This is a genomic window from Bradyrhizobium sp. 521_C7_N1_3 (assembly GCF_052075975.1).
Lineage (GTDB): Bacteria > Pseudomonadota > Alphaproteobacteria > Rhizobiales > Xanthobacteraceae > Bradyrhizobium > Bradyrhizobium japonicum.
In genome coordinates this window covers 10,141,665-10,167,127 of the sequence record NZ_CP197232.1, presented here as the reverse complement: position 1 = coordinate 10,167,127, position 25,463 = coordinate 10,141,665, and the positions used below count along the sequence as shown (strand labels likewise).

Here is a 25,463-nt window from a genome sequence, read left to right as displayed (position 1 = left end):
GATGCGCCAAATGGCGTCGTCAATAACGTCGGGTATATTCGCTACGGGAAGTCACTATTTTGTAGTGCTCGCTTCAACTGGCGATTGTCTACTTTGGACAGTCTTCAGCTTTTCCTGCGCGTCCGAAAGACTGTGCTGCCAAATTTTGTTTTCGGGATCCTTATTGACGAGCTTCTGTCTGATCTTGACGGCCTCATGATAGTATTGAACGGCCTCTTCGAATTTCTTGTCCGCCTCAAAAAAATTTCCTAGAGAAGTGAAGCTGGACGCGAGATGCGTCTGGTACAGGGTATTGCTCTGGTCGTTCTCAGTGAGCTTCTTCCTGATGTCCATAGCCGTGTTGAGTGCGTCGAAGGCGCCGGCACGGTCATTGAGCTTCACTAGAGTTGCCCCAATCCTGCTGTAACGTACCGCGAGAGTGACGCGACGTCCCAGATCTTGAGGCTCACGTTGAGCGACTTCCTTCGAAAGATTCATGGCGGTCCGGTATTGTTCTAGCGCCTTGTTTGAATCGCCCTGATCGGCAATGGCGTCTCCGATCCTGTTCCGAGTCGCTGACATGCGGTGTTTGAACGAAACCTTGTCGGGATACTGCTTGATCAAACGCTCTTCTATCTCGATCGACTTATCATAATGTTCTAGGGCGCCCCTCGTGTCGCCATCCATTCTCAGCGCCTCGCCGAGCTTGTCATGAAGGAAAAGCAGGTGATCCTGCCAGCCTGCGTCGTCTGGTTTTAGAGCGGCAAACCGTTCCGCGATATCCAGCCCCAGTTGGTAATTTTTACGTGCGTTGGCTTTGTCACCCTTTTCGATCAGGGCGTCTCCAACTCGAAAATAGCTTCCCCAAAGAAGTTGTTGCGTTTTTTCGTTGTCGAACCCAGCGTTGGCGAGAAGCTGATTGGCCAGTGAAGCTTTCTCGAGCGCTGTCGTATTGTCTCCCAACACTACATAGACGTCCGAAACCGTTAGCAGAAAACCAATCTGCTGGTCTTTGAGATCTTGCGTCGAGTCGATATTTCTTAATTTACTCAGTGCGGTTTCCGCTATTCCCAACAACTCCTGCACTGCCCTGGTCGAAACGGCGCCACTATCGAGATCTTCGCCAGCCTTCTCGATGATCCCCGTCGAAAATTCTATCGTTATTTTGGCGTGCCGTTCCGCAGTATCTCGCGCGCGGTATGCGACCCATGCCGATAATCCGACGCCAATGGCAAGCAAGATAATTGCGGCCGCAAGGCGCTGCGTTCGGATCAATGCCCGTCGTATCCCGTCCTGCTTCTCCTTTTCCGCTCTTGCAAACCCTTCCTGTCTCGCTTTTTCCGACTTAATCGAGGCGTCGATGTAGGTATGTATCCGGGCTCCGATCCGCTGCGGGCGCTCAGACAGTAGTTCTTCCGCCTCCACGAGACGCCGGCCTGCAGGCAAGAGTAGGCTAGGATCCTGTCCACCCGATTGCCAGACCGCCTCATCTTGCTCGACTCTCCGCAGGGTCCGGAGGAATTCCCGATCCTCGTTGACCCATTGGCGCAACCGATCCCATTCACGGATCAAGGCTTCGTGTCCGACTTCGACGACATCTCTGCCGCTGGGATCTCTCGTCGTTACGAGCAGCCGGTCCGCAGTGAATTTCGCGATGACGGCGCGTTCCGCGGTAGTAAGATCGTTTAAGTCAGCACGACGGCGGGTATCCGCCGTGCCTTCCCCGGGCACGACAAGCGCCGACAGGGCCGACCGTGCAGCCTCTCGCTCGACATCGCTGTTCAGGCGTTCGAACGTTTTTTCGGCCTGTTCGGCGATGGCTCGGCGAACGCCACCGATGGCCTCATATACCGTGAGCTCGAGTTCCAAGCCGTGGCGCTTCTCCCAAAGCTCGGTCAGCAAGAATTCTAAGAGCGGAAGATTGCCCGGCTCCCGTCCAACGTCATCGAGAATGCGGCCGACAAGGCCGTCTTCGAACCGAAGGCCGTTCTTTGCGGCGGGCTCTGTGATCGATCTGCTGAGCTCATCGCGCGTCATCGGCCCGATATTGACGACGCCATCTCCTAATCGATCGGACAACGTTCGATCGTCCACCACGCGGTTGTAGAAGTCGGCGCGCAACGTGAGGATCACAAAGCAACGTCCGCTTGCCATCGCGTCAATGAGGTGAGCGATGAACCGTTGTCGCGTCGTCTCGTCGTTGCAGAGCGTGTAAAGCTCTTCCCATTGATCGACCACCAGCAGCAATCGATCCGTGCCCGGCTGTTTGGCCAGAATCTTCTCGACGACATCGCGCAGGTCCAGGGGGCTGTCCGACAACGAGCCCGCGAGTTTTGCCGTCTCGTGAAGCTGATCGACCTCCGAAAGCTGCGGAGCCAGCAGCGGAATGAGCCCTGCCGCCAGATTGTAGAGAGGGCGGTCCTGCGGCCGGATCGTAATGAATTCCCAGATGAAGTCGCGCCTGCGCCGGAGATTCGGAACGAGGCCGGCACGAACGACCGACGACTTCCCGCTCCCGGAGGCCCCGACAAGCGCGATCAAATTGTGCTTATTTACAACGTCGACAAGTTTGTTCGTGAAGGCTTCCCGACCGCAGAAGAATGCTTCGTCTTCCTCGCGGAATGGGCGCAGCCCTCGGTAGGGGCAAATTGCATTCCAGGTGGCGGCGACGCGCTCCGCAAGGTCAGCACCTGGGGCGTTTCCCTGGACCGCCATTGCGAGAATCTCTAGCGCCTCGGGTGTGACGTCTTCCCGAAGATCAACCCAGGTATTCTGCGACAGGAAGCCGAGCGGCGGATCGGCGCCCGGCAGGAGCACCGGGATAACCGGAAACGAATGATCCTTAGTCTGCCGGTCGAGCGCTAAATCCCTCTCTCGTTGCTGCCATCGTCCAAGGCCGTGGAGGCCTAGAAAGATTGCAGCCGAGCGGCACTTCGCAAGAGGCTTTTCCAATGCATCGACCCAGGATATCCCGGGAACCAAATACCATCGGTCCAGATAAGGTGCGAGCCCGCGACCGCGTAGCGCCTCGGCCACCTTTACGACGGCCTCGTGATCGAGCGAGTTGTAACTTATGAAGACATCGTACATCGGACCAAGTCCCGCACATATCTCCAGTTCAAGCTCCTAGCACTACCAGAGGACGAGCGCCGGCCTCGATGTGCGACAATAAAGGATTGATCCTTTTGTGTTTGTGCGCTCGCCCATACTGCTACCGACCCGAAACGATAGCGCGAGATTCCAAGAGTGAGATGTGAAACAGTTCACAGTTGACCCAATTTTCAGGTCACCGCCCTAGGTCGGCCGTCCGGTCCAGGTCGGCAGTGCAACGCGACTTGGTTATACCACCGTGCGGCCGGCGAGGCCTCAGCGGTCAGCGCTACACGCCGAAAATAAAACAGCGGGCGATGCCCTTCTTGTGCGAGTTTCACTAATTCCATTTCGATCAAATGAGGGTGCGGCGGACCGTCCTCGCATTGGCGGTCTTCACGGCCCCGGCCATTGCGGCGCGCTGAAGATCGACGGCTCTGATTTGCGCGTCAAGGTTTAGTCAAAGCCATTCAAAGTCTCTTGCGTATCGAGACGACCACTTAGACGCACATCTGGCAGCTCGCTATCGAGCGAGCTTTGCTTGATAATCCGCGAAACGCGACACTATCCGGTCTGTCCTAGATAGTCTCCGCTTGGTCAGCGGCTATGGGGCGCGGATTATATCGGTGCTAAGCAATGAAAGGCCCTCGTGGGGTGAGCCGCGCTTAGGACCAGCCGCGACACGTCACTACGTCGCCCGTTGACTCGGAGTGGGAGGACATGGATCAGATAAATTTGTGATAAACGTGGATAAGGACAACGAGACGCCCGATGCCCATACTATCGAAACCGAAGCACGAAATTATCGCCAACGCTCTTGCTTCAGGGAAGAGCCAGGCGGAGGCCTACCGGGCGGCTGGTTACGTCTATAAGCCAGCGAATGCGAGCAGGCTCTGTAGGAAGCCATCCATCGAAGCTCGAGTTCGTGAGATCGTAAGCGAGCGCACCAACAGCGAGGCCAAAGCGCGGGAAATCGGAATAGCGCGAGCCGCTCTTACGGAAGAGTGGATCATTCTCCGACTGAAGCATGTAATTGATTTGTCGATCCGCGGGCTCCCAGTGCGCGACCGGAATGGCGATGCGACAGGAACCTTCAAGCCGGAACTGGATGCAGCCATAAGCGGGTTGAAGCTGGCCGCGAAGATTGCGGGACTTCTTGTACACAGACATGAGATTGACCAGCCTGGAGCATTTGCGCGAATGACGGATGCAGAGCTGGATCGCGCGTTGGCCGAACAGTTTAAAGCGCTCGGCCTGTCCGAACGTGCGATGCTGGAGATTCGGGCATCTGTCTTCGCCGAATGATCGGCAGCCTCAAGGCGTACGGCGGTTCAGGTTGAAGCGTGACGCACGTCCGACGCCTACCACCGAAAGCACAAGTGCTAAGCGACGGACTTGCGTCATTATGGCAGCCTCATAGAGCGTCCGCCGGTGGTGCCCGCCAGTAACCAGCCGCGTTGGAAATGAGCGACGAGAGAGGCTGCCATAGGCCCTAGAACCGGGATCGGAACGAAGCGACCAGCTAAGCCTGTTATGAGAGTAAGCAGACGGGCTCGTTGCGCTCCAGCATCACGGAACGCGCGTCGACCGTCAATTGCGACTTGTGGGCCGGCAGCCGTTGCACCACCGCGAGTACGCGCCAAGGTAGCCATCGACGGCTAGGCGGCCCAGGCCTCCGACAATGCCTCGGCTTGTTTCAGCACCGTCTCAGTCGCCTCTTCCTGCTTGTCCGGCGGGTACTTGTAGCGGCGCAGCAGCGTCTTCACCATCACCCGAATCTTGGCGCGCACCGTTTCTCGCTTGGCCCAGTCGACCGTTACCGACTTGCGTAGGCTGAGCGTCAGCTCTACCGCGATCTTCTTGAGCGTGTCGTCACCCAGATCGCGCACGGCCGCCTCGTTGGTGGCCAGCGCATCATAGAAGGCCAGTTCGTCAGCGTTCAGGCCCAAGTCCTCGCCCCGCCGGGCCGCCTCCTGGAACCTCTTGGCCATCGCGATCAGCTCTTCGATGATCTGCGCCGTCTCGACCGCGCGGTTGCGGTAGCGCGTCAGGCTCTGCTGCAGCAGGTCGGAGAACTTTGCGGACTGCACCACGTTGGTCTTGAAGCGCGACTTGATCTCGCCCCTGAGCAGCCGCTCCAGCAGCTCGACAGCGAGATTGCGCTCCCTCATGTGGCGCACATCCTCCAGAAACTCGTCGGAGAGCACGCCGATATCCGGTCGCTTCAAGCCGGCGGCCGAGAAGATGTCGACCACCTCGTCGCTGACCACTGCGCGGCTGATGATCTGCCGCAGCGCGTGCTCCTTCTGCTCGTCCGTGAGTCTCTTGTCGCTGCCGCCGTGCTTGGTCAGTGCAGCCTTCACCGCCTGCAAGAAGGCAAGTTCGTCGCGGTAAGCCAGCGCGGCGTCCAGCGTGCAGCACAACGCAAAGGCCTTGCTCGCCGCCAGCACCGCATCGGCGAAGCGCTTCTTGCCGTCGTCCAGGCCCAACACGTGGTTGGCCACGGCCGGCAGCAACTGCCATGCCTTGCTGTGGAATTCGCCGTACTCCACTCCGTGCAGCATGCCGTGCAGCACATCCATCTGTTCCCGCAGCACGGCGAGCGCGTCGTGGGCATCGATGGTCGGCTTGCCGCGCCCGTGGGCCTGGGTGTAGTCGGCCAGCGCCGCTTTCAGTTCGTTGGCGATGCCGATGTAGTCCACCACCAGGCCGCCGGGCTTGTCCTTGAAGACGCGGTTCACCCGGGCTATCGCCTGCATCAGGTTGTGGCCGCGCATGGGCTTGTCGACGTACATCGTGTGCAGACACGGCGCGTCGAAGCCGGTCAGCCACATATCCCGCACGATCACCAGTTTGAACGGGTCGGCGGGGTTCTTGAAGCGCGTCTCCAGGCGCTTGCGCACCTCTTTGGGGTAGATGTGCGGCTTGAGCAGCGCCTTGTCCGAGGCCGAGCCGGTCATCACCACCTTGATGACGCCCTGCATGGGGTCTTCGCTGTGCCACTCGGGCCGCAGCGCGACAATGGCGTTGTAGAGGTGCACGCAAATGTCGCGGCTCATCGCCACGACCATCGCCTTGCCGTCCATCGCGGAAAGGCGGTTCTCGAAGTGGGCCACGATATCGGCCGCCACCTTCTGGATGCGCGGCGGCGCGCCGACCAGTTGCTCCAAGGCAGCCCAGCGCCGCAGCTTGGCCACTTTGGCGGCATCGCCTTCCTCGTCCTCGGTCAGCTCTTCGACCTCGCTGTCGAGCTGGGTGACATCGGCCTCCTTCAGCTCCAGCCGGGCCAAGCGGCTTTCGTAGTAGATGGGCACGGTGGCGCCATCCTTCACCGCCTGCTCGATGTCGTAGATGTGGACGTAGTCGCCGAACACAGCGCGCGTGTCGCGATCATCCAACGACACCGGCGTGCCCGTGAAGGCAACGAAGGTGGCACCGGGCAAGGCGTCACGCAGGTACTGGGCGTACCCGTAGCGCACCGCTTTGGAGCCGGCGACGGCTGGCGCTGTCGTGCCCTTGCCCTCACCTGCCGCCGCCTTCATGGCGCCGTTGGACATGGGCTCACCGGAGAGGCGCGCCTCGAAACCGTATTGGCTGCGGTGCGCCTCGTCGCAAATGACGACGATGTTGCGCCGGTCCGAGAGCACGGGAAACGTGTCCTCGTCCTCGCCCGGCGTGAACTTCTGGATCGTGGTGAAGATGATGCCGCCCGAGGGCCGGTTGGCCAGCAGCCGGCGCAGCTCGGGCCGGGTGTCGGCTTGCGCGGGCGTCTCGCGCAGCATCTCGCTCGCAGCCGCGAACACGCCGAAGAGCTGGTTGTCCAGGTCGTTGCGGTCGGTCACCACCACCAGGGTCGGGTTGCCCATGTCCGGGTGCGCCATCAAGGCGCCGGCCAGGCAGGTCATCTCGATGCTCTTGCCGGCGCCCTGCGTGTGCCATACGACGCCACCCTTGCGGGAGCCGCCGGGCGCCGAGGCCTTCAGCACGCTCTGCACCACCGCCCGCACCGCGTGGAATTGATGATACCCAGCCACCTTCTTGACGAGGCGACCGTCGTCCTCGAACAGCACGAAGTGGCGCAGGTACTCCAGCAACAACTCGCGCCGGCATAGGCCCAGCACCAGCGTCTCCAACTCGCGCATTGCGCCCAGCGGGTCGGTGGCCACGCCGTCGATGGTGCGCCAGGCCATGAAGCGCTCGCGGTCGCTGGTGAGCGAGCCTATGCGGGCCTGGATGCCGTCGCTGATGACCTGCAGCGCGTTGGCGTTGAACAGGTCGGGGATGTCTTGCTGGTAGGCCTGCAACTGGTTCCAGGCCGCCCAGATGTCGGCGTCCTCGTCGCCGGGGTTCTTCAGCTCGACGACGACGAGCGGCAACCCGTTAACGAACAGCACCACGTCAGGTCGGCGCGTCAGCTTCGGGCCCTGCACGCTGAACTGGTTGACGGCCAACCAGTCGTTGGCGGCCACGTCGGTGAAGTCGATCAGACGCACGCGGTCGCCGCGTGTCTCGCCATCCTTCTGGAATTCGACCGGCACGCCGTCGACCAGCCAGCGGTGCACCTGGCGATTGGCGTTGACCAGGCCGGGGACGTTTGAATTCAGGACGCGGCGCAGAGCATCGTCGCGGGCACCAGCGGGGATGTGCGGGTTGAGACGAGCGATGGTGTCTTGCAGCCGCCCAGCCAGCACCACCTCGCGGTAGCTGGCGCGCTCGGTGCCCGGCGTTCTGGCGTCTGGCGGAGAGATGTCGGGGCCGTGCGCGGTGGACCAACCCAGGCCCGACAACCATTGGAGCATCGCCTGCTCGACATCATCCTCGCTGATGCCGCTCATTCAGCGGCCTCTTGGAGCTTGGCTTCGGCTTCAGGCAGGCGGAGTTTGCCAGATATGAGGCGGGGGAGCAGGGTGTCTCTGAGGCCCGCAAGCACCCGTTGGCGCGTGTCGTTGCTTAGAATTGCTGCGCGCAATGAGCCGGCCAACTCATTAAATGCGCGTAGGACGGCATCGGACGGACGAACCAGTTCAATCCTATAGGCGTTCTCGCGATTCAATCCTGGAACCGCCGCGTCTGTGTTCATGGTTTCAAGCCCAAGACGCCGCATTGCGTAGTAGCAAAACGTCAGAGGGACTGACTTTGGTCGCACATAGAAGGTCGTATCGATGGGAAAAAAAGGCCCATCTTCCCAGTACAAGCTCCCGACAGTCCCTTTTCTTCCCACGATCACCGAGCCTTCGTGGACTAGGGGCTCGTCGTGGTAGCCAGTGATGCCGCCAGACCCATAGACGGGTATGAGACCTTCGCGGCGCTCCGTCGCCTTGAGTGCCTTGCCGTATAAGAGATCAATGATGCCGCCGAGGCGCGCAGGCGCCCATCCCTTCGGAATCAATCCCAGCGCTGAATCCTCGAACTCTGCCGGAAAAAGCGCTGCCGTGGCAGCATCCATGCCTTCCGGCTCGCGGCCATCCGCTTTCGCACGCACCGGATCGAAGTCGATGAACCAGCTCGTGAACAGCGCTTGGGCGATGGATTCGAGGGTGGCGTTGGTTTGGCGAAGGAGGTCGATACGGTCGTCGATGGCTCCAAGCAGTCCCGAAATGGCCCTCTGATGCCTTGGAGACGGCAGCAGAATCTCGATAGAGCTAAAGGTCGTCTTGTTGACGATGGGAGTGCGTGTTGAAGTGGCGCCTAACTCAAATATCTTGTCTCGGATGGAAGCCAATGAGTAGTAGAGGAAAAGCCGGTCTATCAGGTTCTCATCGGGAACTATGGTGTTGATTTGTTGATTGGTGACTGTCGGCTCGTCGACTAGCACCGATTTCCCCATCTGCCAGCCAATACAGGAAACCGCTACGCCTCGAGGGACGAAGCAGTTTTTCACCAAAGAAGCTCCTTGCCGAGAAAGTGTGCGAGCGGTCTTTACTCGTCTTTGACCATCCACAAAGTCCGATGGGGTGAGGAATGGAATCGTTCCCCCAAAGTTGTCAGCATCTTCCGTTGCCGGCGTCTTACCGGTAACGATTCTTCCAAGCTCTCCGAGGCGTGCGCTCTTCCACTCAGATCGCATACCCCATCCCCCCAAGCTTCTCCCGAATCACCGCATCGAGTTCCGCTCCCTTAGCCATTTGCTCGGCCAGCTGCGCGGTCAGCCGCTCCATCTTCTCGTTGAAGGTCTCGTCGTCGTCTTCAACCTCCTCGGCGCCCACATAGCGCCCTGGCGTCAGCACATGGCCGTGCTCAGCGATCTCGGCCAGCTTCACGGGGCGGCAGAAGCCGGGCGCGTCGGCATAGGGTTCATCGGCGCCGTCCTCGCCATCGGCGCGCCAGCGATGCACGGTCGCCGCGATGCGCGCCACATCTTCATCGTCGAACACCCTGTTCACGCGCGTCGCCATGCGGCCGAGCTTGCGCGCGTCGATGAACAGCACCTCGCCGCGCCGGTCACGCCCCTTCTTGCCGCCCGGCACCGCAGCACCGCTCTTGTCCTTCGCCAGGAACCACAAGCACGCCGGGATCTGTGTGTTGAAGAAGAGCTGCGGCGGCAGCGCCACCATCACGTCCACCACGTCGGCTTCAACCATCGCCTTGCGGATGGCACCTTCGTTGTTCTGGTTTGAGCTCATGCTGCCGTTGGCCAGCACCACGCCGGATTGGCCGCGCGGGCTAAGGTGGTGCAGGATGTGCTGCAGCCAGGCGAAGTTGGCATTGCCGGCCGGCGGCGTGCCATGCGTCCAGCGCCGGTCGTCAGCCAGCCGCTCGCCGCCCCAATCGCTGATGTTGAAAGGGGGATTGGCAAGCACGTAGTCGGCCCGCAGGTCGGGATGCTGGTTGCGGTGGAAGGTGTCCGCCGGCTCCTTGCCCAAATCCGCCGCGAAGCCACGAATGGCGAGATTCATCGCGACCAGGCGCCAGGTGGTCGGGTTCGCCTCCTGGCCATAGATGCTGATGTCGTCGGCCTTTCCGCCGTGCGCCTCGATGAACTTCTCGCTCTGCACGAACATGCCGCCGGAGCCGCAGCAGGGGTCGTAGACGCGGCCCTGGTGCGGCGCCAGCACCTCGACCAGCACCTTGACTACCGACGCTGGCGTGTAGAACTGGCCGCCCTTCTTGCCCTCGGCGCTGGCGAACTGGCCAAGGAAGTATTCGTAGACCTCGCCGAGCAGGTCTTTCGCCCGGTGGCCCTCGCCGAAGCCGATGGTCGAAATGAGGTCGACCAGTTCGCCCAGGCGGCCGGGTTCGAGCTGGGTGCGGCCGAAGCGCTTGTCGAGAATTCCTTTCAAGCGCGGGTTGTCGGCCTCTATGGCTTCCAGCGCGGCGTCGATGCGCACGCCAATGTCGGCCTGCTTGGCCTGGGCGCGGATGGCTTCCCAACGCGCCTCGGCCGGCACCCAGAACACGTTGGCCATGGTGTAGTAGTCGCGCTCCTCCAGCGCGTCCGCATGGTCGGCGGGATCCGGCAGGTGGAGATCACTGGCCTTGTCGCGGAAGGCTTCCAGAAGTTGCGTGCGGCGCTCGTCGAAGGCGTCGCTGATGTACTTGAGGAAGATGAGGCCCAGGACGATGTGTTTGTACTCGGCCGCGTCCATGCTGGAGCGCAACTTGTCTGCGGCCGCCCAGAGGGCTTTCTTGAGGTCTTGATTCATTCAGATGGACACCCCTGCCTGCGCCCATCGATGGGCCCACCTTGCCTTGATACCCGTAGCCGATCTAATAGACCACGAAAAATCGTTAAGCCTTAAGTTGCGTGTCCTCCCACCGCGAGAAGCCGATTTGCCGGCAGACGAGCGCTGCGCCAAGCGAATCTAGACCGCTTGGCCGGAAGCTTGATGCGATAGATGGCGCGTACATTAGTGCCGATCCTGCGCCTGTCGGTCTTCAAATCCAGAGCAACAGGCGAAGAAGCGTATCCGCGGCTTGATTGACCACGTCAAGCATGCAACTGACAAGATCAAAGGCGACTCTTGTTTTGGAAAAGTTTCATGGGAGGAGGGAGTATCCTCGCTACTTCGGATAAAGAACTTATTTGGCGGTCGATATGCTGAGAGGCAGGTGAATGGAGTGGCAAGACGCCGTGTCGATAGCGGGATGGGCCTTCATCGGCCTGATCGTGTTTGATCATTTCGTTGTCGAGGACCCGAGGAAGAGTTCGGACGTCGCGGCGTCAATTATGCGGACAGTCATAATGATGGGTGTCGCGCTTGCGTTGGTCTACACATGGTCAGGCAGGAAAGACATCAAGTTTTGGAATCTGGCCGAAGTCAGTGTCTTGTACGGCTTAGGTTTGTTTGTGCTCCTAAGTGATGCGTTAAGGCATGGCCTTGGTGCAAAACTAACCCGATGGAGAGGATCAAACTGGGTGAAGGAGTTAGACTACGTCTATCTTTGTTTGGGCGGCGTTGGTGCACTGACCTCGCTCAATAGGCTAGAGACGGTGTCGGACAAACTTGGGGTGTCCGACATTTATGGCCCTATTATTTTGACAACAGCTCTAGTGATCAGAGCAATCAAAACGCGATCTGAGATCAATAAGTGGAATGAAGCCTGAGGGCTAAACACGCTCCTTGAAGGTCGATTGGTATTTGGGCCTGGGGCTGAATTAACTACAGCGAGTGAGGCTTATAGTGCCAAAACTTTTCAATCACTCCTTTAAGTCAACTGCGCAGCTGAACCAAGCTTCGCCAGAACAGGTCGGCATCGCAATCGTGCTTCACATGCAGGTGCAGCACGGGCGCTTCTCGCCGCACAACTTTCAGACAGACATCAACCATTGGTTCGCCAACCAGGGTTCTCCGCCTTGGCTCATGCAACGGATTTCGGAAGGCATGATGTGGGCCCAACAGATGCTGCTCGCGGTGCCGGATCTAAGCCAGTCGTCGGGAGCCTGGTACGTCCTCAGCAGGGCGGGGAGTGAGTTTGAACCGGAAGCCGATCTCGAAAGATTTCAGATCGAACGGCTTCTTCCTGAATTTCTATTGCATCCAGACGTGCGAAACGCATCAGCGGAGATATTCAAGATCGGCCGCTACGATGCTGCCGTGTTCGAGGCATTCAAGCTAGTCGAAACCGAAATACGAGAGGCTGCCGGCCTCTCGGCCGAGGCCCATGGCATGCCCATGGTGGCCAAGGCATTCAATGCTGAAAACGGTCCGCTGATGCTCGCCTCCGACCCGGCCGGTGAACGTCAGGGTATGCAGCAATTCATGGCCGGCGCCGTCAGCGTCTTCAAGAACCCGAGAAGCCATAGGAACGTTGACTTATCTGACCCGAAAGAAGCGGCAGAGATGTTGATAATTGCGAGTCATCTTCTGCGCATTGTCGGCAGTAGGCGAGCTCAATCAATCTCGTAAGCTCACGCCGCGATGCTGGAAGCCTTGGGGCGGATTCTTGTGAATATAAACGCGCGCGGCTTAGTTGCAGATCCATTCAAACGTTCGATCACGGCCGATACGCGACGATCTGGGAGCCACCGCAGAAAGGTCTGGCATTGAAGCCGGTTAATGTTGCCGATCTTTCGGCCGTCGAGGCAAACCTTTACGGCGTTCGGGTCGAACTTGCTCTCGGGCTCCGCTGCTATCGTGACGACGTCGCCAATGTTCGGCCTTCGAGGCAGGTCGGCCACATAGTATCTAAAGCCAGCAATTTCGAGCATGAGCTCGCATTCCGTCTCGCCCGCGTCGAGCGGATCCACTAACGAAAAGCCGTCGCTTGGAAGCTTCGCTTCAGTGACGCCTAGTAGGGAGAAATCGGAAAGCATTACTTCGGGAGCAAGCCTGAACTGCTGCTTGTACTCGCCAAAGTCGGACCGTGTGCGTGGTGGGAGCCGACGCATAAAAACGCTGCCGATATCGCCTTTGTAGACTTCGTCCCTTATCTTGAACGCTGGGTATCCATCATAGCCGAGCGATCGAATTTCCGAGAGCGTGCGGCCTTGATTGGCTGCTTCAAACTCTGGACCTTCTTTCAAATAGCGGAAGGCAAAGTCGCTGCCATCACGGCGGAGGACGCCAATTGCCCAACGAAAGCGATCCCCGAACTGATCAGGCGCCTGCCATGCTAGAAACAGTTGGGAGGGCTGGGGGGCCTTCCTGATCCAGTTTTCCATCTCAGTCTCCGAAAGCGACTGATAATTGGCGTCTGCGCTCCAGTATCAATTTCAAGACCATGTCGGCCCTCGGGGGGCTGAATGGAACCGTAACATTGAATTTAGTGCAGGACTCCAGGATCGCGCTGATTTGAGCTTCTTCGAATCGAATCACATTTTTCATCGCTGCGCCAGCCTCCGGAAAGCTAGAGAGGTAGCGCGCACACAGGTCTATATGTGGAGCTCCCTTTATCTCGTCTAGCTCCCAGCCGCAGTGGTGTCGTCCTTTCGCTATGTATTCTTTGAGCCGCTCGGCCGCGGCGGCGCCTTGTAGAGCCTGATCAGTGATTTCGTAAGCTAGGCTTGTGCCGTTATCAAAGGCAGGTGCCATGGTTACGACCAGCTTTTCGCCCGGCTTCCTATCAAACAGAAAGCCCCAATTCTCTGTATGTCGATCGGTGTTGCCTATGAGAGCGTCAAAGGTGAGCGTTCTTCCCCACCACTCGACCTCGGCGCCGACCTTAAATGCGCGCGCGATGAGTACGTTGGCTCTAACGCCGTGCGTTCTTCCTGTGTCAGATCCCAGCTTCAGGCGCCGCATTATGTCGATGCCATGGACCAATCGCTTTGTATCTTGCCCAGGGTATCCAAAGAAGAACTCGATCAGCGCACCGACCTCGCCCGTTTTGCTGTTTATGGCCAAGTAGCAAGGAGGCACATCTAATCCTGCAAGAGCTCCAATCCTGTAGGCAATAAATTCAGACCAAAGCTGTTGAGCCCGCCAGGCGTGAGCGACCTTAAAGAGATATGCGTGTCCAGGGATGAGGAATGGCTGTGGGGCTGGATCGGGACACTGCACCATCCGCTTCGGCTTCGAACCAACAGGATGTACCGCGAAATCTGGGTCGACATTCCAAGCCGCTACATCGACCGGTTCGCTTTGGGGGAATTGGTCAAATGGTTGCAAGTTCTGGTGCTTACCCTGTGCTTACCCGGCCCTGCATTCGGAGCGGCAATATAACAGCAAGTGCTTGATTTTGCTGGCGCACCCGACACGATTCGAACGTGTGACCTTTGCCTTCGGAGGGCAACGCTCTATCCAGCTGAGCTACGGGTGCAGCGGAGTTCATTTAGCCGATTGGCGTGGGGCGGGCAACCGCTTCTCGCCGGCCGTTTTCAGGCCGATTTGCGCGCGGCGTGGCCAGGAACCGGCTCCCGGCCGTGACAGGCGAATTCGGCAAGCAGGCGTTCGGAGCAGATGACGCGGTTGCGGCCGAGCCGTTTTGCCGCATAGAGCGCCCCGTCGGCCGCGCCCAGCAGCCGGTCGGGGCTGCCGTCGGCCTCGGTCGGAATATGACTGGCGACGCCGACGCTGAGGGTGACATGGTCGCCGGCGCCAGCAGCGCCATGAGCGATCCGCAAGGCCATGACGGCAAGGCGGATCGCCTCGGCGATGGCGCAGGCGGCATCCCAATCCATCTCGGGCAGGATCAGCGCGAACTCTTCCCCGCCATAGCGGCTGGCAAGGTCGAGCGGGCGTACGGCATGGCGGCTGACGACATCAGCGACCGCACGCAGGCATTCGTCGCCGCTCTGGTGGCCGTGCCGGTCGTTGAACAGCTTGAAATGATCGACGTCGACGAACAGTAGCGCCATCGGCTTCTGCGTCCGCTGGGCGCGGGCCCATTCGCTCATCAGCACCTGGTCGAAGGCGCGCCGGTTCGACAGGCCGGTCAGCCCGTCCTTGGTGGCGAGCTCCTTCAGCGCCATCTCGGCGCGCTTCTGATCGGTGAGGTCGCGCAGCGTCTCCACCACGGCGATCAGCTGGCCGGCCTCGTCGTGGATGGGGCCGGCGTCGATCGCGAGATAGAGCTGGCTGCCGAGCTTGGGCATCACGCACCAGTTCTCCGCGGAAAAGCCGAGCCCGTTATGGCCGCGTGCGGCATATTCCGAATAAAACTCCGGCAGCTGCTCGGGACGGTCGAGCGCGACCAGGTCGGCGAGGCAGGGGCGCCGGGTCTCGTAGAAGGCCTGCCAGTGTTTCGTCGTGCCGATCACCTCCGCGGCGGGGACGCCGGTCAGCCGCTCGCAGGCTCTGTTCCAGATCACGACGCGGCGCTTGGGGTCGATCACGAAGGTCGGCACCACCAGATGCTGCATCAGCCGCACGGCATAGGAATCCGCGACGTCGACGGCTTTTGCTGACGTTTTCCGCGGCTTCGCCATCTCAGGCCACCGCCGCCACCGGCGCGGCATCGTTCGGACCGAACAGCTTTCGCACCTCGGCGGCCGGCTTCGGCTTGCTGAACAGATAACCCTGCATCTCCGTGCAGCCGAGCGCGCGCAGCATCTCGCGCTGCGCCTCGGTCTCGACGCCCTCGGCGACGGTGGTCATGTGGCTCGCCGCGGCGATGTTCACCACCGCCTGCACGATCACGGGCGCGCCGCTGGTCTCCGCGATGTCGGCGACGAAGCAGCGGTCGATCTTGATCTTGTCGAACGGGAAGCGCTTCAGATAGCTCAGCGAGGAATAGCCGGTGCCGAAATCGTCGAGCGCGATGCGCACGCCGATGGCACGGAGCTGATGCAGGATCGAGAGCGCGGCCTCGTCGTCGCGGATCAGCACGGCCTCGGTGATTTCGAGCTCGAGCCGGGAGGGAGCGAGCCCGGAGGCGGCAAGTGCGCCGGCAATCCGCAGCGCCAGCGTGTCGCATTTGAGCTGCACCGGCGAGACGTTGACCGCAATCCGCACATGCGCCGGCCAGGTCGCGGCCTCGTTGCAGGCCATGCGCAGCACCCAGTCGCCGAGCTCGTTGATCAGCCCGGTATCCTCGGCGATCGGAATGAACTCCGCCGGCGACACCCAGCCGCGTTCGGGATGCCGCCAGCGCAGCAGCGCTTCGCAGCCCGACACGTCGTTGGTGCGCAGGTCGACCAGCGGCTGGTAGTGGATCTCGAAGCCGCCGTTCACCAACGCCTGGCGCAGATCCTGCTCCATGGTCAGGCGCGCCTTGGCGCTCGCATCCATCGCCGGCTCGAAGAAACGATGGGTGCGGCGTCCTTCGGCCTTGGCGCCGTACATCGCAAGATCGGCGTGCTTGATCAGCTGGTCGAGGTCGGTCCCGTCCTGCGGCGCCAGCGCGATGCCGATGCTGGCGTCGGTGGAGAGCTGATGGCCGAGGCAGTGATAGGGCTGGCGGATCGCCTCGTAGATCCGCGTCACGAATGACAGCACATCCGCAGAGGACTGGATTCCGCTCTGGATCACGGCGAATTCGTCGCCGCCGAGCCGTGCGATCAGGTCGCTCTTCTTGAGGCAACCGCGCAGGCGGATCGCGATCGCCTTCAGCAGCTCGTCGCCGACGTGATGGCCGAGCGAATCATTGATGCCCTTGAATTCGTCGACGTCGATATAGAGCAGCGCGAACTGCTCGCCGCCGGCGACCTTCGCCAGCTCGCGTTCGATCTGTTCGCGGAACAGCGCGCGGTTCGGCAGGTCGGTCAGCGCATCGTAATGCGCCATATGCGCGATCTTCTCATGGGCGCGCCGCCGCTCGGTGACATCCTCGACGACGCTGATGAGGTAGCGCGGCTCGCCGGACTTGTCGCGAATGCCGATCCGGGTCGAGGTGATGTAGCGCGGTCCCTTGGTCTGGCTCTGCCAGGCGTGCTCGTCCTTGAACAATCCCCCCGGCGCCTGCAGCGCCTTGCTGTCGTCGTCGGTGACGATCCTGGCGGCGGCCTCCGGATACATGTCGAAAGGAGTCTTGCCGACGATGACGTCACCCGACTGGCCGAACTGCTCCTCGGCGGTCCGGTTGACCAGCAGATATTGCCGCGTCAGGGCATCCTTCACCGTGATCTGCGAGGGGATGTGATCGATGATCTCGCGCAGGAACATATAGTTGCGGTCGCGTTCCTGCTCCAGATTGCGCCGCTCGGTGATTTCCTCGATCGTGGCGACCCATCCGCCCTGCGCCAGCGGGGTGTTGATGACCTGGAAGGCGCGGCCGTTGGGCAGTTCATGGATCCTGCTGGAAACCTTGCCCTCGGCGACGACCCGCATCACATCGGCGCAAAACGTCTCGACGTCGCCGCCGAACGCGCCACGCTCCTTGCGATGCTGCATCGCCTCGCGGATGTGACAACCGGGCTTGATGACGTCGTGGGACAGGCCGAACATCTCGGAGTAGCGGCGGTTGCAGGTGACGATAAATCCGGCGGCGTCGTACAGGATCAGCCCTTGCGACATGTTGTTCAGGGCGGTGTCGAGCCGCAGCCGTTCCGCTTCGATCCGCTCCTGGGCTTCCCGGTTCTGCCGGCTGATCTGGCGGATGATCAGGAAGAGGATCAACGCGATCACGATCGCCGAAAGCGTTGCCGTGGTGACCATGAAGCCGGTCTGCTGACGCCAGTCGGCCAGCGCGGCGCTCGTGGTGTTGGTCGCGACGATGACCAGCGGGAAATGCGACAGCGAGGCCCCCGAGCCGAGGCGGTCCTCGCCGTCGATCGGACCCTTGACGCGCAGCGTGTGCCGGCCGCCCTCGGCCAGCATCTTGCGCATCAGCGGCGCGTCCTTGAAATTCCTGCCGATCAGCTCTTCGACATGCGGATAGCGCGCCAGCATCTTGCCTTCGCGATCGAACAGCGAGATCGCCGTACCCTCGGCAAGCGCGACAGATGCGAAATACTGCTGGTAGCTGTCCGGATCAATCCGCCGGACCATGGCGCCGAGGAAGGTGCCGTCCGCGCCGCTCAGCCGCCGCGCGACGATCGTGGTCCATTTGCCGATGATGAAGCTGCGGACCGATTCCAGGATGACCGGTTCGGCCATCGGATCGGATTTGAACGTCTGGAAATAGGCGCGCGAGGAGACGTTGATCTTGGGCAGCGGCTGGGCCCGCGACCAGTTGATCAGCTCGCCGTCGGCATCGTAGATCGCGATGTCGCCGAGATAGGAGACGGAGCTGATCTTGCTCCGCAGCATCTGGTTCGTCGTGAGCCCGGACATGCGCTCGCGGAACATCGCCGGCGAGGTGATCTCCGGCAGGTTCATCTGCCCGATCAGGTCGGCGGCGACGACGTCGGAATCCTGGAATTGCTGATCGAAGTGCCGCGCGATCAGCTGCACCGTGTTTTCCAGCTCGCGCTCGCGGTTGGCCAGGGTGCGTTCGCGGAATTCGCCGACGGCCATGGCGGTCACGGCGAAGATCCCGGCGACCAGCAATACGCCGCACAGGGTCAGCCACAGGACAGGACCACGCCGCGCCAAGGCCGCCCAGCCGTTGGTCGCGGCTGATGACATTCCGGCTGTCGCCGTGGAAAAGACCTGGCGCATTCCCCCCTCCCTGGAAGGACAGGAATACACCGCACAAATGGCGCAAACCTTAGGAAAGCCAGTTACCTAAGCATTAATCCGGTTGTGTAGTCGCACCCGTATGCAGTAGGGCGAGAATCACGTCGCGGTTGTGCCGCGTCCATCACAACCGCTGCGCTGCATCATTAATGCCGGCTTAATGCGAGGCGCCCGCGCTCTTGTCGCGGCCGGCATTGCGCAGACGTCCGACGACGCCGGTCGGGAAGAAGTAGACGCTGGCGATGAACAGCAGCCCGAGCCACAGCAGCCAGCGGTCGGGATGCAACAGCCCCGGCAGCAACGGCAGGCCGGCTTCGCTCGCCGCCTTGGAGGCGACGCCCATCAGCGATTGCAGATAGTTCTGGGCGAGGATGAAGATGGTGGCGCCGATGATCGCGCCGTAGATCGTGCCCATCCCGCCGATCACCACCATCAACAGAATGTCGAGCATGATCGAGAAGCTGAGCGAGGTGTCGGGGCCGGCATAGCGCAGCCACAGCGCGTTCAAAATGCCGGCGCTGGCGGCGACCAGCGCGGCGAGGCAGTTGGCGTAGGTCAGGTGGAAGACGGTGCGAAAGCCGAGCGCCTCGGCGCGAAAGCGGTTCTCGCGGATCGCCTGGAGCACGCGTCCGAACGGCGAGTTCACGACGCGCAACAGAGCGAGGATCATCAGGGCCGAGACGGCGAACACCAGGTAGAAGGTGAGGATGCGGCCGTTGATCTCGAATCCGAACAGGTTTTTGGAGATCAGCACCGTGCCGGGCCGCAGCAACTCCGGCAGCTGGAAGCTGCGCCCGTCCTCGCCGCCGGTCAGCCAGGAGAGCTGCGAGGCCAGCACCTGGAAGGCGGAGGCAACCGCGAGCGTGATCATGGCAAAGAAGATCGCAGCGACCCGCAGCGAGAACAGGCCGATCGCGAGCGCGAGCAGCGCCGCGAGCGGCAGGCCGACGACGATGCCGGTTGCGACCGCGGCCCAGTTCGGACCCATCCCGTATAGCGCGATCGCGATGGCGTAGCTGCCGATGCCGTAGAACATGGTGTGGGCGAAAGACACCGAGCCGGTATAGCCGAGCAGGAGGTCGTAGGAGGCGACGAGCGCAGCGAAGACGCAGATCTTGGCCGCGACGTTCAGGGCCTTGGCGCCGGGAAACAGGAACGGCGTCGCCGCCAGCGCCAGGATGATGACGATGAGGAGTAACGTGAGCACGCGGCTCTTCGGCGGATCGCCCGACAGGAGCATCATCGGCTGGTCACCGCATAGAGGCCGCGCGGCCGCCACATCAGAATGGCGACCATCAGCAGGATGTTGGAGACGAGGGCGAGTTTTGGCACCAGGAAGCCGCCGTAATTGGCCACCATCGCGACCAGGATGGCGCCGATGAAACAGCCACCGATCGAGCCGAGGCCGCCGATGATGACGACGATGAAAATCAAGACGGTGAGGTCGTCGCTCATGGAGGCGTGGACCTGCTCGCGATAGAGTGCCCACATCACGCCGCCGAGGCCGGCGAGCGCCGATCCCGTCATGAACACGCCGAGGAACAGCCGGCGGATGCGATAGCCGAGCGCCTCGACCATCTCGCGGTTCTCGACGCCGGCGCGGATCAGGAGGCCGAGCTTGGTGCGGTTGAGCACGAGCTGGATCGCGATGAAGACGGCAAGCCCGATCAGCATCGCCAGCACGCGGTATTTGGCGATCGCGACGTCGCCGAGGATGAAGGAGCCTCGCAGCGATGTCGGCAGCGGCATCGGGATGATCTGCGGCCCCCACAGCGCATAGAGCGTCTGTTCGGCGACGATCAGGCCGCCCGTCGTCATCAGAATCTGCTTCAGATGCTGGCCGTAGACGGGCAGGATCAGCACGCGCTCGACGACCAGGCCGAGCGCGCCGGACACTGCCATCGACAGCAGCGCTGCCGGTGCCAGCACTGCGAGGTTCATCCACAGCGAATCCGCCTGCATCGAGGCCGCGAATGGCGCCAGCACGAGGGTCGCGACATAGGCGCCGACGGCGATGAAGGCGCCATGGCCGAAATTGAGCACGTCCATCAGGCCGAACACCAGCGTCAGCCCCGAGGCCATGATGAAGATCATCATGCCCATGGCGAGACTCGCGGCGGTCAGCGTCAGCCAGGTGCTGGGTGACCCCACCAGGGGAATCATCGCAAGCGCCAGCGCGATCGGCAGCAGGATCGGCGCGAGATCGCGCTTCGGCTTCGGCAGCGGATCATTTGCGGCGAGTTCAGTCACTGATGCGCCTCCAGGCTCAGGCCGAGCAGCCGCTCCTGCAGCGGCACGTCGGCGGCGAGCGCCGCCATCTCGCCGCGATGGACGATGGTGCCGTTGTCCATGACCAGCACGTTGTCGCCGAGCTCGCGAGCGGCGAAGAAATTCTGTTCGACCAGCAGGATCGTCGCGCCCTTGCGCTTGATCTCCTTCAGGCACTCGATCAGCGCCATGACGATCGCGGGCGCCAGCCCCTTGGTCGGCTCGTCGATCAGCAGCAGCTTGCGCGGCTCGACGATGGCGCGCGCGATCGACAACATCTGCTTCTGCCCGCCCGAGAGGCTTCCGGCGCGCGACAGCCAGAACCGGCGCAGCGCGGGGAAGAAGCCGAAGATCCAGTCGAGCTGGGTATCGTCGAGCGGCCCGTCGCGCGCTGCCAGCACCAGGTTTTCCTTTACCGTGAGGTCGGAAAACACCGCCATGCTCTCCGGCACGTAGCCGACGCCGAGCCGCGCGATGTCGGGCGTGGCGCGGCTCTCGATGCGCTCGCCTGCGAGCGTGATTTCGCCGCTGGAGGCCTGCCACAGGCCCATGATGGTGCGCAGCGTCGTGGTCTTGCCGGCGCCGTTGCGCCCGAGCAGCATGGTGGTCTGGCCCTGCGGGACCGCGAGGTCGATGCCCTGGAGGATATGGTAGCGGCCGATATGCGTGTGCACGCCGGATAGTTTGAGCAGATCGGTCATGCGGCACTCTTTGGAGCAACGCCGAGATAGGCTTCCTGCACGATCGGCGAGGCGATCACCTCCGCCGGCGGCCCGTCGGCGACAAGTTGTCCGTTGTGCAGCACGATGATGCGGTCGGCGAGCGAGCGCACCACGTCCATCTTGTGCTCGACGAGGAGGATGATCTTGCTCTTGTCCTGCTTGAGCTGCGCGATCAGGTTCAGCACGACCGGCACCTCGTCGATGCTCATGCCCGCGGTCGGCTCGTCGAACATGAACACTTTGGGTTCGAGCGCGATCATCAGCGCCACCTCGAGCTTGCGCTGGTCGCCATGCGACAGCGCAGTGGCGGCGACGCCGCGGCGATTGCCGAGTGCGACCTGGTCGAGGATGGCATCGGCGCGGGCGATCAGGTCGCGGCGGACCATCCAGGGCCGCAGCATGTCGTAATGGGTGCCGCTGGCCGCCTGCACCGCAAGGCGGACGTTCTCTTCGACCGTGAGGTTCGGAAACAGATTGGTGAGCTGGAAGGCGCGGCCGAGGCCAGCGCGGGTGCGCAGGGGTGCGGATTGCTGGGTGATGTCGGTGCCGTCGAACAGGATGCTGCCGTGTGAAGCGCGCAGCTGGCCCGAGATCAGGTTGAAATAGGTGGTCTTGCCGGCGCCGTTCGGCCCGACGATGGCGGTGAGCTCGCCCGGGCGGAACGTGCAGGTGACGTTGTTGACCGCGACATGGCCGCCGAAGCGGATGGTGAGGTCGCGCGTCTCTAGCGTCAGGGCCATCAGGATAACTCTGGAAAAGGGAAGAAGCCTCTCCCCGCCGGTGCGGGGAGAGGAGGTTTGACATCAGCGCTTGTTGCGGACCGGAACGTCCATGTCCTCGATCTTCAGCTCGCGCACCGGCTCGAGCACGGCCCAGGCGACGTTCGGATCGACCTTGACCTTGAAGTGATACATGCTCTGCAGCGCCTGATGGTCCTCCTTGCGGAACACCATCTTGCCCTTCGGCGTGTCGAACTCCAGGCCTTCCATCGCCGTGATCAGCTTCTCGGTGTCGGTCGACTTCGCCTTGGTGACGGCGGCGACGACGGACATCGCGGCGGCGAAACCGCCCGCGGTGAAGAAGTCCGGCGGCGCGTTGAAGCGCTTCTGGTGCTCGGCGACCAGCCAGTCGTTCACCGGGTTCTTCGGGATCTCGTAGTAGTAATAGGTGGCGCCTTCCATGCCGGGCAGGCCCTTATACGCCGCGAGCGCCGGCAGGATGTTGCCGCCGGTCGAGAGCTCGATGCCGTAGCGCTTCGGGTCCATGTCCTGGAGTTTCGCCAGCGGATTGCCGGCGCCGGCCCAGATCACCCAGATCACCTTGCGGCCGGGCTTGTCCTTCAGCGCGTCGAACAGGCGCTGGCCGACCGCGGTGAAGTCGGTGGTGTTGGTCGGGGCGTATTCTTCCGCGGCGAGTGTCGCGCCGGTCTTGGCGAGCGCCTCCTTGAAGGCGGCGACGCCGTCGCGGCCGAAGGCGTAGTCCTGCGCCAGCGTCGCCACGGTGACGCCCTGCTTGCCGATCGCGACCGCGTTCGAGATCGCGTCCTGCGAGGAGTTGCGCGCGGTGCGGAAGATGTAGCGATTCCACTTCTCACCGGTAATCTGGTCCGCGACCGCGGGCTCGACGATCAGGATCTTCTTGTTCTCCTCGGCGACGGGCAGGATGGCGAGCGCCGCGGCCGACGAGGTCGTGCCGATCGCGATGTCGGCCTTGTCGTCCTGATAGGCTTCCGCGAGCGCGGCCTTCGACAGATCCGGCTTGCCCTGGTCGTCCTTGGTGATGACGACGATCTTGCGGCCGTCGAGCATCATGGTGCCCTTGGTGGCGTACTCAAAACCCATCTGCAGGCCGGTTTCGGTCTGCTTGGCATAGGCTTCGAGCGGGCCGGTCTTGCCGTAGATCAGCGCGACCTTGAGGTCGTCGGCCTGCGCGGAGGTGTTCGCGGCCAGGCCGAGGATGGCTGCCGTGAGAATGAGTGATCGACGCACGATGATTTCCTCCTTGAATGAACTGCCTTGATCACAGCGATTTGCACAAGTGTGCATACATTGCAATTCCACCTTCCGGCGGAGCTTGCACGAGGCGCATGTGACAGTCTCTTGACGTGCGCGTGCCGGATCGTCGCAGGCTCGCGACGAGTTCGCGTTAACGATCCCCCGGCTTCACATCAGCCCTTGCGTTTCCTCGGGCCGCCTCAGAGCAAGCCCTGCGCCAGATCCGGAGCTTTGCGCGGAATGCCTGAAAATGCGGCCGATCATGCGAGAATGCCACAGGCGAGTGCCGATATGATGGTGTCAGGAGTCCGAGACTCCGGACACGTGCCGTCTCGAAAGTCAGACAGGCGGCGATCCGGACGCCAGTCCGAACTTGGCGAGCTTCTTGTAGAATGTCGCGCGCGAGATGCGCAGCATCCGCGCGGCTTCCGAGATCTGGCCGTTGCTGGCGGCGAGCGCATGCTCGAGCGTCTGCTTCTCGAACTCCGCCTCGGCTTCGGCATAGGGGACGACTGAGCCGGTCATCTGCGGCGCCGGTCCGGGGCCGGCATCCGCGCTGACCGGCAGGATGTGAACGAAATCGTCGCCGGTCAGGCGACCGGAATCGCTGAGGATCAGTGCGCGTTCCAGAATGTTGCGGAGCTCGCGGACGTTGCCGGGCCAGTCGTAGCGCGCGAGCGCCGACAATCCGCTCGGCGTGATCCTGGCATTGAGGAAGTCGCCGGAGGCGCTGATGTCCTCGATCAGCCGCGCGCAGATGTCGGGCAGGTCGTCGAGGCATTTTCTCAGAGGCGGCAGGTCGATCGAGAGCACGTTGAGGCGGTAGTAGAGATCGGCGCGGAAGGCGCCGTCGCTGACGCGCTTGCGCAAGTCCACATTGGTCGCGGCAATGACGCGCACATCGACCTTGCTGATCTTGTCCGAGCCGAGCGGCTCGATCTCGCGCTCCTGCAGCACGCGCAACAGCTTGGCCTGCAATTGCAGCGGCATCTCGCCGATCTCGTCGAGGAACAGCGTGCCGCCATCGGCGATCCGGAACTTGCCCTCGCGCCCCCTGCGATCGGCGCCGGTATAGGCGCCAGGCGCAGTGCCGAAGAATTCGGACTCGATCAGCGTTTCCGGGATCGCCGCGACATTGACGCTGACGAACGGTCTTTCCGCGCGCGAGGACGCATTGTGGATCGCCTGCGCCAGCAGCTCCTTGCCGGTGCCGGTCTCGCCGGTGAGCAGCACGGTCACGCTCTGCCGTGCCGCGCGCCTGGCGAACTCCTTGGCCTGCGCGATCGCCGGTGTCGTGCCGACGAAATCGGCAAGGGTGAAGCGCGCCGCGCGGGCGTTGGACAATTGCCGCCGCGCCAGCCGCAGATCGCTCTCGAGCTGGGTGACGCGGGCGAGCAGCGGCTTGAGGCTCTCGAGATGATCGTAGAGCACGAAGCCGATCGCGCCGATGACGTTGCGGTCCTCGTCCTCGATCGGCATCCGCGTCACCACGAGCTGCTCGCCGCCGAGCTCCATGATGTCGAGCAGGATCGGCTCGCCGCTCTCGGCGACGTTCCGCATCAGGCTGTTCGGGATGATCTCCTCGATCGGCCGGCCGATCGCTTCGGTGGTGTGCTTGAGGCCGAGCGATGCCAGATATTTCTCGTTGACGTAGATCACCCGCCCGCCGCGGTCGATCGCGATCGCGCCCTCGCACAGATGCTCCAGCCGCTCGAACAGCGTCACCATCGCCCGCGCGCGGACATAGGCGGGATCGCTGACGTTGACAGAGGATGGTGACATGGCGTGCCTCGGGGAGGTCCGCCTGTTTCTTACCAAAAGCGTAGCGATTTCAAAGGGGAATCGGTGTGACGGGGTTAACGCTGCCGGCCGCGCCCTCAATCGTCGTCCCGGGGCGCGAAGCGAACCCGGGACCCATACCCCCAGGACAAGATTTGGCGAAGACTCGGAGTGGGAGCCTCGCGTCGCACTCC

General features: G+C 62.0%; 17 protein-coding genes and 1 tRNA gene. 3 read left to right on the top strand and 15 right to left on the bottom strand.

Annotation, left to right across the window (positions count from 1 at the left end):
* Positions 1-54 precede the first annotated feature (54 nt).
* Positions 55-3,069, bottom strand: coding sequence for an nSTAND1 domain-containing NTPase (locus tag AB7008_RS48150; protein WP_441261149.1), 3,015 nt, complete (start codon positions 3,067-3,069; stop codon positions 55-57).
* 771 nt (positions 3,070-3,840) lie between these two features.
* Between AB7008_RS48150 and AB7008_RS48145 the strand changes: the two genes are divergently transcribed.
* The gene (locus tag AB7008_RS48145) at positions 3,841-4,374 is read left to right on the top strand and encodes a hypothetical protein (protein ID WP_441261148.1); all 534 of its coding nucleotides are present in this window, start codon (positions 3,841-3,843) and stop codon (positions 4,372-4,374) included.
* Between the two features lie 353 nt (positions 4,375-4,727).
* Here the strand turns inward: AB7008_RS48145 and AB7008_RS48140 are convergent, their stop codons facing one another.
* Genes AB7008_RS48140 through AB7008_RS48130 form a run of 3 tightly spaced genes read right to left on the bottom strand, consistent with a single transcriptional unit; the run spans position 4,728 to position 10,712 of the window.
* The gene (locus AB7008_RS48140) at positions 4,728-7,904 is read right to left on the bottom strand and encodes a type I restriction endonuclease subunit R (RefSeq protein WP_441261147.1); all 3,177 of its coding nucleotides are present in this window, start codon (positions 7,902-7,904) and stop codon (positions 4,728-4,730) included.
* Positions 7,901-9,136, bottom strand: a complete 1,236-nt coding sequence (locus tag AB7008_RS48135; protein WP_441261146.1) for a restriction endonuclease subunit S — start codon at positions 9,134-9,136, stop codon at positions 7,901-7,903. Before AB7008_RS48135 ends, AB7008_RS48140 begins: the two co-directional genes overlap by 4 nt.
* Complete coding sequence (locus AB7008_RS48130; protein ID WP_441261145.1) at positions 9,126-10,712, bottom strand: type I restriction-modification system subunit M; 1,587 nt, start codon at positions 10,710-10,712, stop codon at positions 9,126-9,128. The genes AB7008_RS48135 and AB7008_RS48130 overlap by 11 nt, the downstream gene beginning before the upstream one ends.
* 410 nt (positions 10,713-11,122) lie before the next feature.
* On the opposite strand from AB7008_RS48130, the gene AB7008_RS48125 reads away from it, so the two are divergent.
* The gene (locus AB7008_RS48125; RefSeq protein ID WP_441261144.1) at positions 11,123-11,614 is read left to right on the top strand and encodes a hypothetical protein; all 492 of its coding nucleotides are present in this window, start codon (positions 11,123-11,125) and stop codon (positions 11,612-11,614) included.
* Positions 11,615-11,690: 76 nt separating this feature from the next.
* Positions 11,691-12,416, top strand: a complete 726-nt coding sequence (locus AB7008_RS48120) for a TIGR02391 family protein (protein WP_441261143.1) — start codon at positions 11,691-11,693, stop codon at positions 12,414-12,416.
* Positions 12,417-12,418: 2 nt separating this feature from the next.
* Here the strand turns inward: AB7008_RS48120 and AB7008_RS48115 are convergent, their stop codons facing one another.
* From AB7008_RS48115 to AB7008_RS48065, 11 genes are all read right to left on the bottom strand, one after another.
* Complete coding sequence (locus AB7008_RS48115; RefSeq protein ID WP_441261142.1) at positions 12,419-13,171, bottom strand: HIRAN domain-containing protein; 753 nt, start codon at positions 13,169-13,171, stop codon at positions 12,419-12,421.
* 1 nt (position 13,172) lies between these two features.
* Positions 13,173-14,117 (bottom strand): HipA domain-containing protein, encoded by a 945-nt coding sequence (locus AB7008_RS48110; protein ID WP_441261141.1) that lies wholly within the window; start codon positions 14,115-14,117, stop codon positions 13,173-13,175.
* Between the two features lie 74 nt (positions 14,118-14,191).
* Positions 14,192-14,268: transfer RNA gene (locus AB7008_RS48105), tRNA-Arg, on the bottom strand.
* A 58-nt stretch (positions 14,269-14,326) separates the two neighbouring features.
* Positions 14,327-15,376, bottom strand: a complete 1,050-nt coding sequence (locus AB7008_RS48100) for a sensor domain-containing diguanylate cyclase (protein ID WP_441261140.1) — start codon at positions 15,374-15,376, stop codon at positions 14,327-14,329.
* A gap of 1 nt (position 15,377) precedes the next feature.
* Positions 15,378-18,488 carry a bifunctional diguanylate cyclase/phosphodiesterase gene (locus AB7008_RS48095; protein ID WP_441261139.1) on the bottom strand — a complete coding sequence of 1,037 codons (3,111 nt, stop codon included), beginning with the start codon at positions 18,486-18,488 and terminating at the stop codon, positions 15,378-15,380.
* Positions 18,489-18,663: 175 nt separating this feature from the next.
* A complete protein-coding gene (locus AB7008_RS48090) occupies positions 18,664-19,749 on the bottom strand; it encodes a branched-chain amino acid ABC transporter permease (RefSeq protein WP_028149341.1) in 1,086 nt (361 codons plus the stop codon).
* Positions 19,746-20,756, bottom strand: coding sequence for a branched-chain amino acid ABC transporter permease (locus AB7008_RS48085; RefSeq protein ID WP_014491075.1), 1,011 nt, complete (start codon positions 20,754-20,756; stop codon positions 19,746-19,748). The genes AB7008_RS48090 and AB7008_RS48085 overlap by 4 nt, the downstream gene beginning before the upstream one ends.
* Positions 20,753-21,475 carry an ABC transporter ATP-binding protein gene (locus AB7008_RS48080; RefSeq protein WP_014491076.1) on the bottom strand — a complete coding sequence of 241 codons (723 nt, stop codon included), beginning with the start codon at positions 21,473-21,475 and terminating at the stop codon, positions 20,753-20,755. The genes AB7008_RS48085 and AB7008_RS48080 overlap by 4 nt, the downstream gene beginning before the upstream one ends.
* Positions 21,472-22,236, bottom strand: coding sequence for an ABC transporter ATP-binding protein (locus AB7008_RS48075; protein WP_441261138.1), 765 nt, complete (start codon positions 22,234-22,236; stop codon positions 21,472-21,474). Before AB7008_RS48075 ends, AB7008_RS48080 begins: the two co-directional genes overlap by 4 nt.
* A 63-nt stretch (positions 22,237-22,299) precedes the next feature.
* Positions 22,300-23,484 carry a substrate-binding domain-containing protein gene (locus AB7008_RS48070; RefSeq protein WP_354113292.1) on the bottom strand — a complete coding sequence of 395 codons (1,185 nt, stop codon included), beginning with the start codon at positions 23,482-23,484 and terminating at the stop codon, positions 22,300-22,302.
* Positions 23,485-23,829: 345 nt separating this feature from the next.
* Positions 23,830-25,272, bottom strand: coding sequence for a sigma-54 interaction domain-containing protein (locus tag AB7008_RS48065; protein WP_248880548.1), 1,443 nt, complete (start codon positions 25,270-25,272; stop codon positions 23,830-23,832).
* Positions 25,273-25,463: the final 191 nt, after the last annotated feature.

Excerpts from the sequence above, each read along its gene's own strand:
- AB7008_RS48150 (WP_441261149.1), bottom strand. The coding sequence starts at position 3,069 with ATGTACGATGTCTTCATAAGTTACAACTCGCTCGATCACGAGGCCGTC.
- AB7008_RS48145 (WP_441261148.1), top strand. The coding sequence starts at position 3,841 with ATGCCCATACTATCGAAACCGAAGCACGAAATTATCGCCAACGCTCTT.
- AB7008_RS48140 (WP_441261147.1), bottom strand. The coding sequence starts at position 7,904 with ATGAGCGGCATCAGCGAGGATGATGTCGAGCAGGCGATGCTCCAATGG.
- AB7008_RS48135 (WP_441261146.1), bottom strand. The coding sequence starts at position 9,136 with ATGCGATCTGAGTGGAAGAGCGCACGCCTCGGAGAGCTTGGAAGAATC.
- AB7008_RS48130 (WP_441261145.1), bottom strand. The coding sequence starts at position 10,712 with ATGAATCAAGACCTCAAGAAAGCCCTCTGGGCGGCCGCAGACAAGTTG.
- AB7008_RS48125 (WP_441261144.1), top strand. The coding sequence starts at position 11,123 with ATGGAGTGGCAAGACGCCGTGTCGATAGCGGGATGGGCCTTCATCGGC.
- AB7008_RS48115 (WP_441261142.1), bottom strand. The coding sequence starts at position 13,171 with ATGGAAAACTGGATCAGGAAGGCCCCCCAGCCCTCCCAACTGTTTCTA.
- AB7008_RS48100 (WP_441261140.1), bottom strand. The coding sequence starts at position 15,376 with ATGGCGAAGCCGCGGAAAACGTCAGCAAAAGCCGTCGACGTCGCGGAT.
- AB7008_RS48095 (WP_441261139.1), bottom strand. The coding sequence starts at position 18,488 with ATGCGCCAGGTCTTTTCCACGGCGACAGCCGGAATGTCATCAGCCGCG.
- AB7008_RS48090 (WP_028149341.1), bottom strand. The coding sequence starts at position 19,749 with ATGATGCTCCTGTCGGGCGATCCGCCGAAGAGCCGCGTGCTCACGTTA.
- AB7008_RS48080 (WP_014491076.1), bottom strand. The coding sequence starts at position 21,475 with ATGACCGATCTGCTCAAACTATCCGGCGTGCACACGCATATCGGCCGC.
- AB7008_RS48075 (WP_441261138.1), bottom strand. The coding sequence starts at position 22,236 with ATGGCCCTGACGCTAGAGACGCGCGACCTCACCATCCGCTTCGGCGGC.
- AB7008_RS48065 (WP_248880548.1), bottom strand. The coding sequence starts at position 25,272 with ATGTCACCATCCTCTGTCAACGTCAGCGATCCCGCCTATGTCCGCGCG.